Annotated in this window: 12 protein-coding genes; 6 read left to right on the forward strand and 6 right to left on the reverse strand. The window is 54.8% G+C overall.

What is annotated here, in order from left to right:
• Positions 1 to 18: 18 nt before the first annotated feature.
• Positions 19 to 747, reverse strand: a complete 729-nt coding sequence (locus tag VXJ35_RS13540) for a metallophosphoesterase (RefSeq protein WP_064021961.1) — start codon at positions 745 to 747, stop codon at positions 19 to 21.
• Positions 748 to 843: 96 nt separating this feature from the next.
• On the opposite strand from VXJ35_RS13540, the gene ispG reads away from it, so the two are divergent.
• A complete protein-coding gene (gene ispG / locus VXJ35_RS13545) occupies positions 844 to 2,064 on the forward strand; it encodes a flavodoxin-dependent (E)-4-hydroxy-3-methylbut-2-enyl-diphosphate synthase (RefSeq protein ID WP_064021962.1) in 1,221 nt (406 codons plus the stop codon).
• A gap of 50 nt (positions 2,065 to 2,114) precedes the next feature.
• Here the strand turns inward: ispG and VXJ35_RS13550 are convergent, their stop codons facing one another.
• A complete protein-coding gene (locus tag VXJ35_RS13550; protein ID WP_064021963.1) occupies positions 2,115 to 3,290 on the reverse strand; it encodes an NnrS family protein in 1,176 nt (391 codons plus the stop codon).
• A complete protein-coding gene (locus VXJ35_RS13555) occupies positions 3,283 to 4,086 on the reverse strand; it encodes a ferritin-like domain-containing protein (RefSeq protein WP_064023514.1) in 804 nt (267 codons plus the stop codon). The genes VXJ35_RS13550 and VXJ35_RS13555 overlap by 8 nt, the downstream gene beginning before the upstream one ends.
• 362 nt (positions 4,087 to 4,448) lie before the next feature.
• On the opposite strand from VXJ35_RS13555, the gene VXJ35_RS13560 reads away from it, so the two are divergent.
• From VXJ35_RS13560 to VXJ35_RS13570, 3 genes are all read left to right on the forward strand, one after another.
• A complete protein-coding gene (locus VXJ35_RS13560) occupies positions 4,449 to 5,204 on the forward strand; it encodes a DUF6901 family protein (protein WP_064021964.1) in 756 nt (251 codons plus the stop codon).
• Positions 5,205 to 5,216: 12 nt separating this feature from the next.
• The gene (locus VXJ35_RS13565) at positions 5,217 to 5,597 is read left to right on the forward strand and encodes a VanZ family protein (protein WP_231914749.1); all 381 of its coding nucleotides are present in this window, start codon (positions 5,217 to 5,219) and stop codon (positions 5,595 to 5,597) included.
• Positions 5,598 to 5,746: 149 nt separating this feature from the next.
• Positions 5,747 to 7,327 carry a peptide chain release factor 3 gene (locus VXJ35_RS13570; protein WP_054758995.1) on the forward strand — a complete coding sequence of 527 codons (1,581 nt, stop codon included), beginning with the start codon at positions 5,747 to 5,749 and terminating at the stop codon, positions 7,325 to 7,327.
• Positions 7,328 to 7,380: 53 nt separating this feature from the next.
• Here VXJ35_RS13570 and VXJ35_RS13575 read toward each other — a convergent pair whose 3' ends face one another.
• The 3 genes from VXJ35_RS13575 to hrpA all read right to left on the reverse strand — a co-directional run bounded on the left by VXJ35_RS13575 (position 7,381) and on the right by hrpA (position 12,488).
• Positions 7,381 to 7,704: a hypothetical protein gene (locus VXJ35_RS13575; RefSeq protein WP_064021965.1), complete on the reverse strand. Its 324-nt coding sequence runs from the start codon at positions 7,702 to 7,704 to the stop codon at positions 7,381 to 7,383.
• Between the two features lie 145 nt (positions 7,705 to 7,849).
• Entirely contained in the window at positions 7,850 to 8,554 is a 705-nt protein-coding gene (locus tag VXJ35_RS13580) for a rhomboid family intramembrane serine protease (protein ID WP_064021966.1), read from the reverse strand.
• A 40-nt stretch (positions 8,555 to 8,594) separates the two neighbouring features.
• Positions 8,595 to 12,488 (reverse strand): ATP-dependent RNA helicase HrpA, encoded by a 3,894-nt coding sequence (gene hrpA / locus VXJ35_RS13585; protein WP_064021967.1) that lies wholly within the window; start codon positions 12,486 to 12,488, stop codon positions 8,595 to 8,597.
• Between hrpA and VXJ35_RS13590 the strand changes: the two genes are divergently transcribed.
• Positions 12,487 to 12,672 carry a hypothetical protein gene (locus VXJ35_RS13590; protein ID WP_064021968.1) on the forward strand — a complete coding sequence of 62 codons (186 nt, stop codon included), beginning with the start codon at positions 12,487 to 12,489 and terminating at the stop codon, positions 12,670 to 12,672. The two genes, hrpA and VXJ35_RS13590, sit on opposite strands and share 2 nt — an antisense overlap.
• A 358-nt stretch (positions 12,673 to 13,030) precedes the next feature.
• Positions 13,031 to 15,013: a TonB-dependent siderophore receptor gene (locus tag VXJ35_RS13595; RefSeq protein WP_064021969.1), complete on the forward strand. Its 1,983-nt coding sequence runs from the start codon at positions 13,031 to 13,033 to the stop codon at positions 15,011 to 15,013.
• Positions 15,014 to 15,015: the final 2 nt, after the last annotated feature.

The following is a 15,015-nucleotide window of genomic DNA, read 5'->3' on the forward strand; positions in this document are numbered from 1 at the left end:
GAAAAGTGGTTGCCGCGATCAAATTTCGACGACTTTATTGATGTCGAAACCGGCAACGGTTTTCCGTCCCAGGTAGCCGCGGGTATTGCTCAAAATTCGAGCATCAGCGATCCGGTAATCGCCCAGATTATGCACATGACCATGAAACCAGGCCGCAATTTCGTACTCGTGAAATAAAGGTTTCAGATCGTTGCAGTAGGCAATTTTTTTTATGACGTTGGGCGAATCAATCCAACTCCACTCGGTCGGCGCGTGGTGGGTCACCACTACCGTCTTGCCGATATAGGGCTCGGCTAAACGTTGCTCCAACCAGACTCTTGCATCCAAATGCAATGCTGCGAAATGTTCCGGTTGAAACGGGCAATCTCCGAACGATATTTTTCTAAAGTCGTTAAGCGACCTACCGAGCGCTTCCGCCTTATCCAATCCTTCTACAAACAGATCGCTCCACAGCGTACACCCTAAGAACCGAATCCCTTGAAAGATAAACTGATCTTTCTCCAAAAACCGAATTGGACTACCGGCGCACTGCTCCCGCAACATGTTCAGGGTCTGCCGGTACTCGTATCCGTAAAATTCGTGATTGCCGGCGACGTAAATAACCGGTTTGCCGATTGCCTTCAACCATTCGACTCCTTGAGCAAAAACGCCGATGTCTCCCGCAGCCACGACAATATCTGCGTCGGTATCGGGCAAGTCTTGGTCGCCGAATTCTAAGTGCACATCAGAAAAGTAATTTATCCGCAAAATTTTTCCGTCCCGTGACTATGGAGGTATAATTTTAATCCTAAGTGAAATACTTGGTATTTTTAAACAACTCGAGTTACTGCGAAGCACAATTCTATGTCGATTAGCCCCAGAAAACACACCCAACAGGTTTTGGTCGGTAACGTTAAATTCGGCGGCGGCGCGCCGATCGTCGTCCAATCTATGACCAATACCGATACCGCCGATGTTGCAGGAAGCGTACAACAGATCATGGAATTAGCCACCGCCGGCTCCGAGCTGGTTAGAGTAACCGTCAATACCGAGGAAGCGGCTAAGGCGGTACCGGAAATCGTCAACCGCTTGGCGCAAAAAGGCTTCTCGGTGCCGATTATCGGCGACTTCCACTTCAACGGCCATAAACTGCTGGAAAAATATCCCGACTGTGCGCAAGCGCTGGCGAAATACCGGATCAACCCCGGCAACGTCGGCAAAGGCAAGGCGCGCGATCCGCAATTCCAGCAAATGATCGAATTTGCCATCCGCTACAACAAACCGGTCCGGATCGGCGTCAACGGCGGCAGCCTCGACCAAGCCGTATTGACCCGCTTGCTGGACGAAAACCGCCAACTGGCTCAACCCAAAGAGCTGCCGGCAATTACCCGCGAAGCCATCGTGCTGTCGGCATTGGAAAGCGCTGCCAAAGCCGTCGAACTGGGCTTGGGTAAGGACAAAATCGTGCTGTCTTGCAAAATCAGCAACGTGCAGGAGTTAATCAGCATCTACGAAGATATCTCCAGCCGTTGCGACTATGCCCTGCATTTGGGTTTGACCGAAGCCGGCATGGGCTCAAAAGGCATCGTCGCTTCTTCAGCCGCTTTAGGCGTCCTGATGCAACAAGGTATCGGCGACACGATCCGCGTCTCTCTAACGCCGGAGCCGGGCGCCCCACGCACCAAAGAGGTTATCGTGGCCCAGGAAATTTTGCAAACCATGGGCTTCCGCTCCTTCACACCGATGGTGATCGCCTGCCCCGGTTGCGGCCGCACCACCAGCGACTACTTCCAAAGGCTGGCGCAAGATATTCAAGCCTACCTGCGCGATCAAATGCCGGTCTGGAAAGACAAATACAAAGGTGTAGAAAATATGGAAGTCGCGGTCATGGGCTGCGTCGTCAACGGGCCGGGCGAAAGCAAGAACGCGAATATCGGCATCAGTTTGCCGGGTAGCGGCGAGTCGCCGGTCGCTCCGGTATTCGAAGACGGCGTGAAGACTGTCACCTTAAAAGGCGACAATATCGCCGGAGAATTCCAAGCCTTAGTCGAGCGCTATATCGAAACGCATTACAGCGCCCACTAACCCAGGGTCACAAAAAAGGCGGCTTTTTTAGCCGCCTTTTTTATTGCCTGTTAACCGGGTTGGCCATCGATCCTGGGCGACGTCAGTATCGGCGCATAGTAAAAAGCGAATAAGGAAAACGCCGCCAACCAGCAGTAACTTGACACCATGACAAAGGCGCCGTACCAAGCCGGCAACAACGCCGGAAACATGACTCTGAACAGAGTAGCGACGTTCAACAGCAAAAATGCGATCGCCACCACATTCGACGCCTTCAACGCCCGCCCGGTGTGCCCCAAAGCCACTCTTGCCATCATGCCCAGCGTCAATACGCCGATTCCGCCTACCGTAAAGGCATGCATAGCCAGCGCCGGCTGAACCCAGGCAAACGCCGATAACGCCACCAGGCCGAACCCGAGTATCAACCACCCGTAACCGACGTATAACACCCATAACAACGGCACATACCAAATTCTAGCGTTGTACCAAGCAGACACCCGCAAGACATTGACGATTAACGCCGCAATTGCCGCCGCCGCCAACGCCGCGCCGGAGACGCCAAACATCAGCAACGCAAAAACCGCCATGCCTGCGGCCACCGCAGCCACGTCCAAAGCAGGATTGCGGATGCAAATCACGCCCGACAAACCGCGCTCGGTAAAAAACGGAAACACCCTGCCGGCAATCACCAAAATCATCGCCACCACCACGGCAACCACCAGCGTCAAACCGAATCCGGCAGTCGCAGCCGACAAAGCCAGAATTTGGGCGTGGATCAAACCGTTACCCAGCGCCAGCAACAGTAACAAAGCGATAAAAACCAGATTTTTGAAATTGCCCGTCTGCAGCAAGGGCCGGGCCACGAAATAAGCCACCGCCGGCAAAAACAGCAAATCGACAATCGCAATTAAAGCGTCGGGCAACAGGCCGGAATAAAAAGGCAACACCCGGCCGTATATCCATAGAAAACTTAACGACGCCAACTGGTCCGGATTAACGGTTTGCAAACCGGTCCAGTTTCTGACGGCGGTCAGCAAAAAACCGGCTATCACAGCCGCGGTGTAACCCAACAGCATTTCATGGGCATGCCACAGGCTACCGGCAAAATAATTGTCGATATGCAACGCGCCTTTGGACATCGAGTTCCATAATGCAATCAAAGCCAGCGCCGATAAACCCGCCAGCGCGAAGAAGGCGCGAAAGCCCATTGCAAACAACGGGTAATCGAAAACCGGTTTGTTATTCATGCAGCCTTTCCTCCAGCCAGTCGAGTTCGTTTTCCGAGAAGCCGGCGATTATACGCACTTCTCGGTTAAATGGCCCTTTCGGTTTCCCCTTGTAATAACCCAAAATCAAATCCTTATAATGCTGTTCGGGCTGCAATCCTCGCTGTTGGGCCAGGGTATTGAACCAATACGAGCCGCGCTCGACATGGCCGATTTCATCGGTGTAGATCCGCTCCAATATGGCCGCGCCTTCCGCATCGCCCATCGCCGCCAGCTTGTCGCGCATGCCGGGAGTAACGTCCAAGCCACGGGCTTCCATACAGCGCGGCACGATCGCCAATCTGGCCAATATATCGCCGGCCGTATCTTCGGCATGCGACCACAAGCCGCCGTGCGCCGGCAGGTCGCCGTAATCGAAACCCAACTGTCTGAGCCGTTTGCGAATCAATCGAAAATGCTGCGCTTCCTCAGCGGCGATCAGCAACCAATCGCGGTAAAAATCGTCGGGCAAGCCGCGGAAACGGTAAATAATGTCCCAGGCCAGATAGATCGCGACAAATTCGATATGGGCCAAGGCATGGAAAAAAGCCGCTTGGCCTTCGACGGTATCCAATCGCCGTTTCGGCATGTCGCGCGGCATCAGCAACTCGGGTTTTGCGGGAAACAGCGTAGCGGCGATCGGCAACGCTAAGCCGGCCGGCGTAAACGACAGGCAGTTTTCCGCCAATAGCTGCCCAGCCTGGCTGGTAACGGCCAGTTTTTGCTCGATATCGGCGTCGAACAGACACCGCTCGGCAAATTCGAACACTGATTGCATGGCACTCCGGGTGAAATCCTGCGATGCGCGCTTGGCATCCCATTCTGATATCGAAAAATCGGTCGCTCCGCGGGCCATCGCGACAAATGCTGCCGGGAAAGGCGCGCGATTGCCGCACCCAAACTACACACTCGCCGCTAAGTCGAACCGAATAACCGGCCGCGATTCTAACATGGGCTTAACCGCTTCAGTTGGCGCCGCCTCGCCGATGGAACCGACCCAAGCGCGGCTAAGGCTCGGAAAGATTTACAATCCTAAGGTCAACCCCCTACAATCTGATGCAACTGTAGGGGATTTGCCGAGCGACCGGATGAATTCGCCAAACCGCCTATGTGAATTTTTCAGTTAATCTCGTAGGCCAAATGCAAAGCCAAGCCGCAACTTCCAACGAATATCCGCCGCAGGATGTTTTGCGCTTCGTCTACCGGCTTAAGGCCGAAGATTACGATTGCGCCGAATTTCCGATCGAAATCCACAAACCGAGCATGACGCTGATTCCGGCGGCGCAGGAACCCTACCCGTTCTGGACCGAATTGGCCTACCACCAATGCCACAATTGCCCATTGCAGGCCGCGCAAACTCCACATTGTCCGGTCGCCGTCAATCTGGCTCCACTGTTGGAATTGTGCGGCCATTTGGTGTCGCACAAACCGATGAGCGTCGAAGTCGTCACCGACCGCAGAACGGTTAGCTGCGAAAGCACGGCGCAACATATCGCCAGCTCTATTTTGGGTCTGATCATGGCCACCAGTCCCTGCCCGCACACCGAATATTTAAAGCCGATGGCACGCTTTCACCTGCCTTTGGCTGACCAGGACGAAACCATTTACCGGGTAACCGCCACATTCCTGCTGGCGCAATATTTTCGGCGCCGGGACGGTTTGCCCTATTCGCTGGAACTCGAAGAATTGCTGAAGATTTACCAAAACCTGCAAATCATCAATTTGCATCTGACGCAACGCCTAAAAGCCGGAATCAGCGAAGATGCCGCCGTTAACGGCGTGATTCTGCTGGATTTGCTGTCGAAGACGGTTTCCTGGTCGATAGAAGACGGTCTGGAGGAAATCAGCTATCTGTTCGACAGTTACCGGAAACCGCTGCAACCGCCGCCCTCATAAACCTGAGCCACTGTGATTTACAAAATTCTGGATATATCGGCCCTGCTGCTTTATTGCGCATTGATTTTCTGGCTATCCGACCAAGCCAAACTGCCCGACCACTCACTGATCGAAAACCAGGACAAACTCGACCATTTCCTGGCCTACTTCGCGATGGCGGTGTTTGCCTGGCGCTACTTCGCCCACTTTTCGGTTCCCCGCCACTGGCAACTCCTGATCGGCACCGTATTTTGCAGCCTGTACGGCCTGTCCGACGAGTGGCACCAATCCTTTGTCGCCGGCCGCGAATCGAGTGCATTAGACTGGTTGGCCGATACTTTGGGCGGCTTGTGCGGCGGACTTGCTTGTTACTGGTATACCAAGCGTTACGGCGCCCAGCGTTCGCCCGGCTGATCGCTTCGGCCGGCGGTCTTTACCCCGCGCGCCGGCCACTCCGCTCCGGCAACCGTCCAGAGCCGCCGCTGCTTAAGTTATAATGCTTGGCTATTTTCAATTGCGTGCGGTTCAGATCGTACGCAACGTTTATCGCGTAACCCATCAGAATCTCCATGGAAGTCCCAGAATATAAGCGCCGCAGAACCTTCGCCATCATCTCCCATCCCGACGCCGGTAAAACCACCATCACCGAAAAGCTACTGTTGTTCGGCGGCGCGATTCAGTTAGCCGGCTCGGTCAAGGGTCGCAAGGCGGCGCGCCATGCCACGTCAGACTGGATGGAAATGGAAAAGGAACGCGGCATCTCGGTCACCACGTCGGTAATGCAGTTCGAGCATAACGATGCGATTGTCAACTTGCTGGACACGCCGGGCCACGAAGATTTCTCGGAAGACACCTACCGCACGCTGACTGCGGTCGACTCGGCGTTGATGGTGATCGACGTTGCGAAAGGCGTCGAGGACCGCACCATTAAATTGATGGAAGTCTGCCGGCTGCGCGACACGCCGATTCTGACCTTCATTAACAAGCTGGACCGCGAAGGCCGCGAACCGATAGAACTGCTGGACGAAGTCGAAAGCGTGCTGAAAATCGAATGCGCACCGATGACCTGGCCGATCGGCATGGGCAAGCGCTTCAAGGGCGTGTACCAGTTGTACAAGGACGAGATTTTGCTGTTCAACCCGCAGCACGGCGGCAAAATTGCCGAGTCAACCCTAATCAAGGGCTTGAACAATCCGCAACTGGACCAATTGCTTGGCTTGCAGGCCGACGAATTGCGCGAGGAAATCGAACTGGTCAAAGGCGCCAGCCACGAATTCGATCTGCAAAAATACCTGCGCGGCGGGCAAACCCCGGTGTTTTTCGGTTCGGCGATCAACAACTTCGGTATCGTCGAACTGCTCGACGCCTTCGCCGAATTCGCGCCGCCGCCGCGTCCGCGCCAAGCCGAGCAGCGCGAAGTCAAGCCGGAGGAAGACAAATTTACCGGCTTCGTCTTCAAGATTCAGGCCAACATGGACCCGGCCCACCGCGACCGCGTCGCCTTCATGCGCATCTGCTCCGGCAAATTCGACAAAGGCATGAAGATGCACCACGTACGGATCGGCAAAGCCATCCAGGTCGCCAACGCCATTACGTTTCAGGCCGACAGCCGTAAGCATGTCGAAGAAGCCTACCCCGGCGATATCATCGGCTTACACAACCACGGCACCATCCAGGTCGGCGATACCTTTACCCAAGGCGAAACCTTGAAATTCGGCGGCATACCCTACTTCGCGCCGGAATTGTTCCGCCGCGTGGTGTTAAAAGACCCATTGCGGGCCAAGGCCTTGCAAAAAGGCTTGGTGCAATTAACCGAAGAAGGCGCCACCCAGTTGTTCAAGCCATTGAAAAACAATGACTTGATTCTGGGCGCGGTCGGCATTCTGCAGTTCGACGTCACCGCACACCGGTTGAAGCACGAGTACAACGTCGAATGCGTTTACGACGCTTCGCCGATCAATACCGTGCGCTGGATCAGTTCGGACAATCCGGCCAAACTGGAAGAGTTCAAGAATAAGGCCTTCGAAAATCTGGCCGAAGACGGCGGCGGCTATTTGGTCTATCTGGCAACCAGCCGGGTCAATCTGCAATTGACGGAAGAACGCTGGCCCGATATTCACTTCAGCGCGACGCGGGAACTATAAATCCCGCGCATAAAAAAGGGGCCTCGCGGCCCCTTTTTCTTATCGGTAAAAACTTATTTCGCGGCTTCGGCGATTTTATTGAAAGCCTCTACCCGTTGTTTGCCCAAGTTAGCCAGTTCAATGCCGTTTTCGACGATCATCGGAATCAGACCCGGCGTGTTGTAAACGATTTTACCCAAGTAGGCCACGGCAGGCACCGCAACGATGGCGCCGAACAAAGTACCGATGCCCAGCACGCTCAAGGCTTTGGTAATCAGTACCACGATATCCAGCGGCAGCAAAATCATCGTGCCGAAGTAAACCAGCACAATGAATGTAAACAAGGCGAACACCACGAACTGCAACAGCCGTACCAGTACAACATTTAGGTTTTTCATGATCAATATTTCTCGATTGGATGGGGATTCTTTTGCATTTATAAGCAACGGCCTTGATTTGTATCGCATTTTCCGCCGCTTGCTAACGCCGGCATTATAAAATAAAACCCCTAGCGTTTTCTTTACTTTTTGCCCGCCGCAGCGCTTATTCCGCGCTTAAATCCGCCTGAGCGGGTTTGTTGTCGATGAATAGCGGATGCAACAAAGCCCCGGCCGCGAAACCGCCCAAGTGCGACCACCAAGCCGAATCGACCGCAACGTTGTCGAATACCGCGGCTGTAAACGCATCGCCCAATTGCACGATCACCCAGAAGCCGAGAAAGGCAATTGCCGGCACCTGAAAAAACAGCGGATAAAACAAGATCGGCACCAAAATCACTACCGTTGCGTAAGGAAAACGCACGAAATAGGCCCCCAAGACACCGGCAATTGCGCCGGACGCGCCGACCACCGGCACCGCCATGGTCGGATAAAAGTACCATTGGGCGTAGGTCGCAAGCAGCCCGCACAGGATATAAAACACCGTAAAGCGCCGGTGTCCCATTAAATCTTCGATGTTGTCGGCAAAGATCCACAAAAACACCATATTCATCAGCAGGTGCAAGAACCCGCCGTGCAGGAACAGGCTGGTCAGAAAAGATAAGTAATGGTCCGGCGGCAAACCGAAGGCATAAGCCCAGTCCGGATTGGAATAACGAATCGGCACCATGCCATACATGTAGGCGAAGTGCTGGCCGACCTCGTCCGGCATCAACAACATCATCAAATACACCGCAACGCACACGGCCATGATGCCCCACGTGACGTAAGGCTTGGTCTGGCAAGGTATCGAATCTCGAATCGGTATCATCGGTTGCCCTCTTGGTTATGGTTTCTCCGGCAGCCGAGCTTCAATAGCTGTCGTTCCACTGCTTTTCCAGGCGTTGTACCGACACCGGAAATGCCGTTTTCAGTTGTTGAGCAAATAAAGACACCCGCAGTTCCTCCAAAGCCCAGCGGAAAAATTCCCGCTCCGGCGTCGGCGTGACGGTCTTGCTCTGCCGCTCGATGTGTTGCCAATAGCGTTGGTTCAGTCGTTTCAGGCCTTGGGTGTCGGCCGAATCCGGCTTCTGCTTGTCCAACCGAAATTCGATTGCCTTCAAATAGCGGGAGATGGCAGGCAATTGGCCCGCCGGCGTGTAGCGCAAAAAACCTTTGTATAACAGCAAACCCAGCTGCTGTTCGATATCTTCGCGTAAGACCGGCACCACCGACGGCTGTTGCAAACGCCTGCTCAACGTTTGATAGTTTGCCAGAATTTCTCCGATTTGCTTGCCGGCCTGCGTCATGGTCGCCATCAACGCCGATTTGTTCTTCGCCAGAATGGCCTCGAACTGCTGCTGGGTGCGGATGGTCTGGCCTTCGACGAATACCGCCGCGAAGACTTGGGACAGAATGTCTTCCTTGAAATCGCCGCCGGCGCGCTCTTTCAACAATCGATGCACCGGCAACTGGTTATACGCCAGTTGCAAGGCAGGCGATACGCCGTGATTTTTTAAAATGTATTGCGCGTCCTTTTTACAAACCAATTGATACAGCTTGGTCAGGCCGTCGAAGTGGGCCAATTCAGCCTTGTGCTGGGTTTCCAGTATTTTCACGCCGACCGTCTGGCCTTCATCGACAATAGCCGGAAAGCCGATGAAGCTCTGGCCTTTTTGCATGAACTGCCAGGTTTCCGGCAAGTCGTCGAAGGCCCAAGCGATGCAGCCGGTGTAGTTCATTTCTTCCTGCGCCAGCTTGTCGAAACTGTCGCCGGCCTTAGTCGCGTGTTCGGCTTGCAGCTTGGCCAGATTACGGCCGTAACCGATGGCCCGGCCGGCGTCATCGACGACGCGGAAATTCATTTTCAAATGTTCCGGCAATTGATCCGGCTGCCATTCGTTGAGCGGGATCGCTTCGCCGGTCAGCTTGCGCAGGCGGTTACTCAGCCATTCGTAGACCGACCCCTTGAAATCCGGCTCGATTTCCAGACAGGCCTTGGCGGTGTTCGGCACCGGCACGAAATGCTTGCGCAAATGCTTGGGTAAGGCCTTAATCAAGGCCACGACTTTTTCCTCCAGCATGCCCGGCACCAGCCAATCGAACGGCGTTTGCCGAATCTGATTCAGTTGATGCACCGGAATGATGGCGGTAACGCCGTCCTCGTCATGGCCGGGCTCGAAGCGGTAATGCAGCTCGATGGTCAAATCGCCGACCTTCTTAGCATCAGGAAAATCCCAATCGTTGATCTGATTGTCGTCGGCGCGAGTCAGGTCTTCCTTGGTCAGGAACAATATCTTCGGATTATCGCGCTCGACCTTCTTGCGCCACTGGTCCAGCGTAATGCCGCTGACGATCTCGGCCGGCAGCTTTTTATCGTAAAACTGATACAACCACTCCTCGTCTTCGATCAAATCGACGCGGCGCCCCTTGTGTTGAATGTAACCGACCTCCTCCAGCAGTTTTTCGTTGGCTTTAAAAAACGGCGCATTGGAATGGTAATCCTGGTTGACCAGAGCGTGACGAATGAACATTTCCCGCGCGGCTTTGGGATCGACGTTTTCGTAAGGCACCTTGCGCTTGGCGGTCAAGGTCAAGCCGTACAACAAAGTGCGCTCGTAAACACCGCAACGGCCGGCGTTCTTCTCCCAATGCGGGTCGTAGTAGTTGCGTTTGACCAGGTGCTGAGCGCAGGCTTCTATCCATTCCGGCTCGATCTTGGCGACAGTGCGAGCGTAAACCTTGCTGGTCTCGACCTGCTCGGCGGCCATGATCCATTTCGGCCGCGCCTTGTGCTGGCCGGAACCGGGGAAGATGAAAAACTTCAGGCCGCGAGCGCCCAGGTATTCGTATTGTTCGTGCCTAAAGCCGATATTCGACAACAAACCCGGCAACAGCGCCATGTGGATTTGCTCGTAATTGGCCGGATTGCCGGCGGTCTTCAAACCCAAATCACCGCGCGCCACCTGCATGATCTGGGTGTGGATGTCGTGCCATTCGCGCATCCTGATGTAGGACAAAAAGTTGTCCTGGCAGTATTTGCGCAGCTTGCTGTTGGTCAGGTGTTTCTTCTGTTCCTCGAAGGCGTTCCACAGATTCAACAAGGTCAGAAAATCCGAATCCTCGGCCTTGAATTGCGCATGTTTGGCTTCGGCTTGCGGCATCTTATCAGCCGGCTTGTCGCGCGGGTCTTGAATGCTTAGGGCCGAGACAATGATCGCGACCTCGTGCAGCGAACCCAATTGCGCGGCCGCCAGCAGCATCCGCGCCAGTTTCGGGTCGGTCGGAATCTTCGCCAACTGCCGTCCTGTTTCGGTCAACTGGCCTTGCTTGTCCAACGCATCGACTTCGAACAACGAGGTCTTGCCGTCGCGCACCATTTTTTCGTCGGGCGGCTCGACGAACGGGAATTCCTCGATGTCGCCCAATTTCAAGGCCGCCATCTGCAAAATCACCGACGACAGATTGGTGCGCAGGATTTCGGGATCGGTAAATTCCGGCCGCGCCAGATAATCCTCTTTCGAATATAGCCTGATACAAATGCCCTCGGCGACCCGGCCGCAGCGCCCTGCCCTCTGGTTGGCGCTGGCTTGCGAGATGCGCTCGATCGGCAATCTTTGAATCTTACTGCGCGCGCTATAACGGCTAATGCGGGCGTGGCCGGAGTCGATCACGCAACGGATGCCAGGCACGGTCAACGAGGTTTCTGCAACGTTGGTCGCCAGCACAATGCGCGGTTTGTTGCCGGACGGTTTGAACACCCGCTCCTGCTCGGCGACGCTGAGTTTGGAATACAGCGGCAACACCTCGTAGCGGCCATTGTTATGCGATTTGCGCAAGGATTCTGTAGTCTCGCGGATTTCATGCTCGCCGCTCAGGAAAATCAGAATATCGCCGCGCAGGTCTCTATAAAGCTCGTCCACCGCGTCGAGAATGGCTTGCTGCAAATCGGCGGAAGTTTCGTCGTCTTCCTCGATCAATTCGATCGGCCGGTAACGCACATCCACCGGATAGGTGCGGCCGGACACGTTGACGATCGGCGCGCCGTTAAAATGCTTGGCGAAACGCTCAGGGTCGATGGTCGCCGAGGTAATGACTACTTTCAGATCCGGCCGCTTCGGCAGCAGCCAGCGCAGATAACCCAGCAGAAAATCGATGTTCAAACTGCGCTCGTGAGCCTCGTCTATGATCAGCGTGTCGTACTGGTTCAGATAGCGGTCGTTCTGGGTCTCGGCCAGCAAAATACCGTCGGTCATCAGCTTAACCAGCGAATTCGGCGCGGTCTGGTCGTGGAAGCGCACCTTGTAACCGACCGTGTTGCCGATGGCCTGGCCCAGTTCCTCGGCGATGCGGTCGGCGACGGTACGCGCCGCGATCCGTCGCGGCTGGGTGTGGCCTATCATGCCGCTGATACCCCGGCCTATTTCTAGGCAAATCTTCGGCAACTGGGTGGTCTTACCCGAACCGGTTTCGCCGCAAACGATGGTGACTTGGTTGTTTTTTATCAGCTCGGCAATTTCATCCTTCTTGCCGCTGACCGGCAAATCCGGGTAATTAATCGGCGGCACCGAAGCGCGGCGCTGGTTGCAACGGCTTACCGAGCGCTCGATCTTGTCGGCCAGTTGCTGGAGTTGCCCGCCTACGTCCTTGCCCTTGCCCACCTCGCTGCGCAGTCTATCCAACTGGCGTTTCAGGGAATGCCTATCGGCACTCATCGCGGCGGACAAATGCTTCGCCAAGGATTGAATTTGTTGCTGAACGGACATGATTCGCCAAGACGTCAAAAAGCCGGGAATTATACGTGGCTCGCGCGCAAAGGCGCCAAATCAAACCGAAGCTGTTACCGGAGCCGAATTAAGCGCAACGGCACTATCGAACTTCAGCAGCAACATCATCGCCGTTGCCGAACAAAGCGGCCATAGCGCAACCGCGCTCGACCAGCGCGGTTAGCTGCAACGCACACTGGGCAAGCGGAAACCGATTCATACCCACATTGCCACCTGTCATCGATAGCACGAGTTTTCCCCACGCCGCCCAAAACCTCAAACTCGATGCAGTAATTCGGGCCGGCTCCAATACGTTTTTTGGGGTTGAAACCACGACCGAGCGCAGAAATCTGCGGCCGCTGCCAAGATTTGACCGGAAACTGCTAGCCAATCGCCTGAAATCTGGCAAGCTTGGGCGACTATGCCGCTGTTACCTATACCTATTACAATATTCGGCTGAATCAAGCATTCTTCAATCCAAAGACGCCGCAATTGCTAACTTTCTAACCCATGACCTTGCCCAAAATCGACCGGTGCGGCCAATGCGTAAACTGATTGCGGCGTCCTTTTTCGCTTCGGCGGCCTTGGCCGGCGAGGCGTCGCAGGACGATTTCACCAATCTGTCGATCGAAGAACTGTTGAATCTGGAAATCATCAGCGCGTCGCGCCTGGGGCCGAAAACCAGCCAGGCGCCGACTTCGGTTTCCATTCTGACCGCAAAAGACATCCGCACCTTCGGCTGGCGCACGCTGGCAGAAGCGTTGAACAGCCTGCGCGGTTTGTTTACCAGCAGCGACCGCAACTACAGTTTTCTCGGCGCGCGCGGTTTCATGCGCAGCGGCGACTACAATTCGCGGATTTTGCTAATGATCGACGGCCAGCGTCTGAACGAAAACATCTACGACGGCGGCTATATCGCTCAGGAATTCATGCTGGACATGGACTTGGTCGACCATATCGAATACGTCCCCGGTTCAGGCTCATCGATTTACGGCGCCAATGCGTTTTTGGGCATGATCAACATCGTCACCAAACAGGGCCAAGCCATCAACGGTGCCCAGGTGGCCGGCGAAATCGGCACCTTCGACACCTATAAGGGCCGAGTCAGTTACGGCAAATCGTTGGATAACGGCGCCGACGTGTTATTTTCCGCCTCGCATTTCGACAGCGCTGGCGTCGAGAACTTGTATTTCCCAGGGTTCGATACTCCGGAAACCAACCGCGGCGTTGCCCACAATATGGACGACGAGCGCGCCGACCGCTTGTTCGGCAAATTCAAATTCGAGGAATTCACGCTGAGCGGCGGTTACGTCAACCGCTTCAAACGGGTGCCGACCGCATCCTTCGATGGAATTTTCAACGACCAGCAATTTTTCACCGAAGACAAACAGTTTTTTACCAACCTCAAATACGAAAAAAACGTCAGCGATACCGCCAAGTTACAACTGAAGGGCTATTACCAGGGCTACGATTACCATGCCGATCAGGCTTATTTGCTGGACGGTAGCCGAGTAATCAACCATGATTTTGCCAGCGGCCGCTGGTGGGGCGGCGAAGCCCAGTTGACCTTTTCGCCGATTAACGGCCACAGGATGATCTTGGGCCTGGAATACCAATACGACCAACGCCAAGCGCTGACCAACCACGATATAGACCCCTACTTCTCCTACGTCCGGAGCCGGCGGAGCGGCCATCGGCTGGAAGCCTATCTGCAAGACGACATCCAAATCCTGGACGATTTGATTTTCAGCGCCGGCGCCCGCGTCGATTACCACCACATGCTGAACAGCATGCAAGCCAATCCGCGGCTCGGCCTGATTTGGAGTCCGTTGGCAAATACCCAATTCAAATTGCTTTACAGTTCGACGTTTCGCGCCCCCAACTCGTGGGAGCGCGATTACAACGCATTCGGTTTCGTCGCCAATCCCGACATGCGCGAAGAGCAAATCAAAAGCTACGAAGGGATTGTAGAATGGCGCTCCGCCAACGGTTTGCGGCTGCTAGGCTCGCTGTTTCACAACGACATTTCGCAGTTGCTAATGGGCCGGCCGGCCACCGCGGACATCGACGGCGACTATTCGGTGCAAAATTACGGCCGTTACCACGCTTACGGCATCGAGTTGGAAGCGGAAAAACGCTGGAGCTCAGGCCGGTTACTGAAGGCCTCTTACACTTACAACCTGCTGACCAACGAAAACAGCCACGGCACTTGGGCGACCTATTCGCCGCAAAACCTGTTCAAATTGCATTACGCCGAATCGTTTTTCAACGATTACCTGACGCTGGGTATCGAAAACATTTTTATCGACCGGCGCAAACTCGATTACGCCGGCAGCTTTGCCGACGGCTACAATTTGGTAAACATCAACCTGAGTTCCGATAAACTGATCCGCGGCCTCGACACCTCTCTCGGCATCTACAATTTGTTCGACATCCACCCGCAAATGCCCGGCGTCAGCGACCAGGTCGACATCATCCGCATGAACGGCAGGGAGCTGCGTTTGAAACTGCAACTGACTTTTTGAGC

It is taken from the genome of Methylomonas sp. DH-1 (genome assembly GCF_046097555.1).
GTDB lineage: Bacteria > Pseudomonadota > Gammaproteobacteria > Methylococcales > Methylomonadaceae > Methylomonas > Methylomonas koyamae.

What these genes read in the sequence shown, in the direction of transcription:
- ispG (WP_064021962.1), top strand. Translation starts at nt 844, where the DNA reads ATGTCGATTAGCCCCAGAAAACACACCCAACAGGTTTTGGTCGGTAAC.
- VXJ35_RS13550 (WP_064021963.1), bottom strand. Translation starts at nt 3,290, where the DNA reads ATGAATAACAAACCGGTTTTCGATTACCCGTTGTTTGCAATGGGCTTT.
- VXJ35_RS13555 (WP_064023514.1), bottom strand. Translation starts at nt 4,086, where the DNA reads ATGCAATCAGTGTTCGAATTTGCCGAGCGGTGTCTGTTCGACGCCGAT.
- VXJ35_RS13560 (WP_064021964.1), top strand. Translation starts at nt 4,449, where the DNA reads ATGCAAAGCCAAGCCGCAACTTCCAACGAATATCCGCCGCAGGATGTT.
- VXJ35_RS13575 (WP_064021965.1), bottom strand. Translation starts at nt 7,704, where the DNA reads ATGAAAAACCTAAATGTTGTACTGGTACGGCTGTTGCAGTTCGTGGTG.
- VXJ35_RS13580 (WP_064021966.1), bottom strand. Translation starts at nt 8,554, where the DNA reads ATGATACCGATTCGAGATTCGATACCTTGCCAGACCAAGCCTTACGTC.
- VXJ35_RS13590 (WP_064021968.1), top strand. Translation starts at nt 12,487, where the DNA reads ATGATTCGCCAAGACGTCAAAAAGCCGGGAATTATACGTGGCTCGCGC.
- hrpA (WP_064021967.1), bottom strand. Translation starts at nt 12,488, where the DNA reads ATGTCCGTTCAGCAACAAATTCAATCCTTGGCGAAGCATTTGTCCGCC.
- VXJ35_RS13595 (WP_064021969.1), top strand. Translation starts at nt 13,031, where the DNA reads ATGCGTAAACTGATTGCGGCGTCCTTTTTCGCTTCGGCGGCCTTGGCC.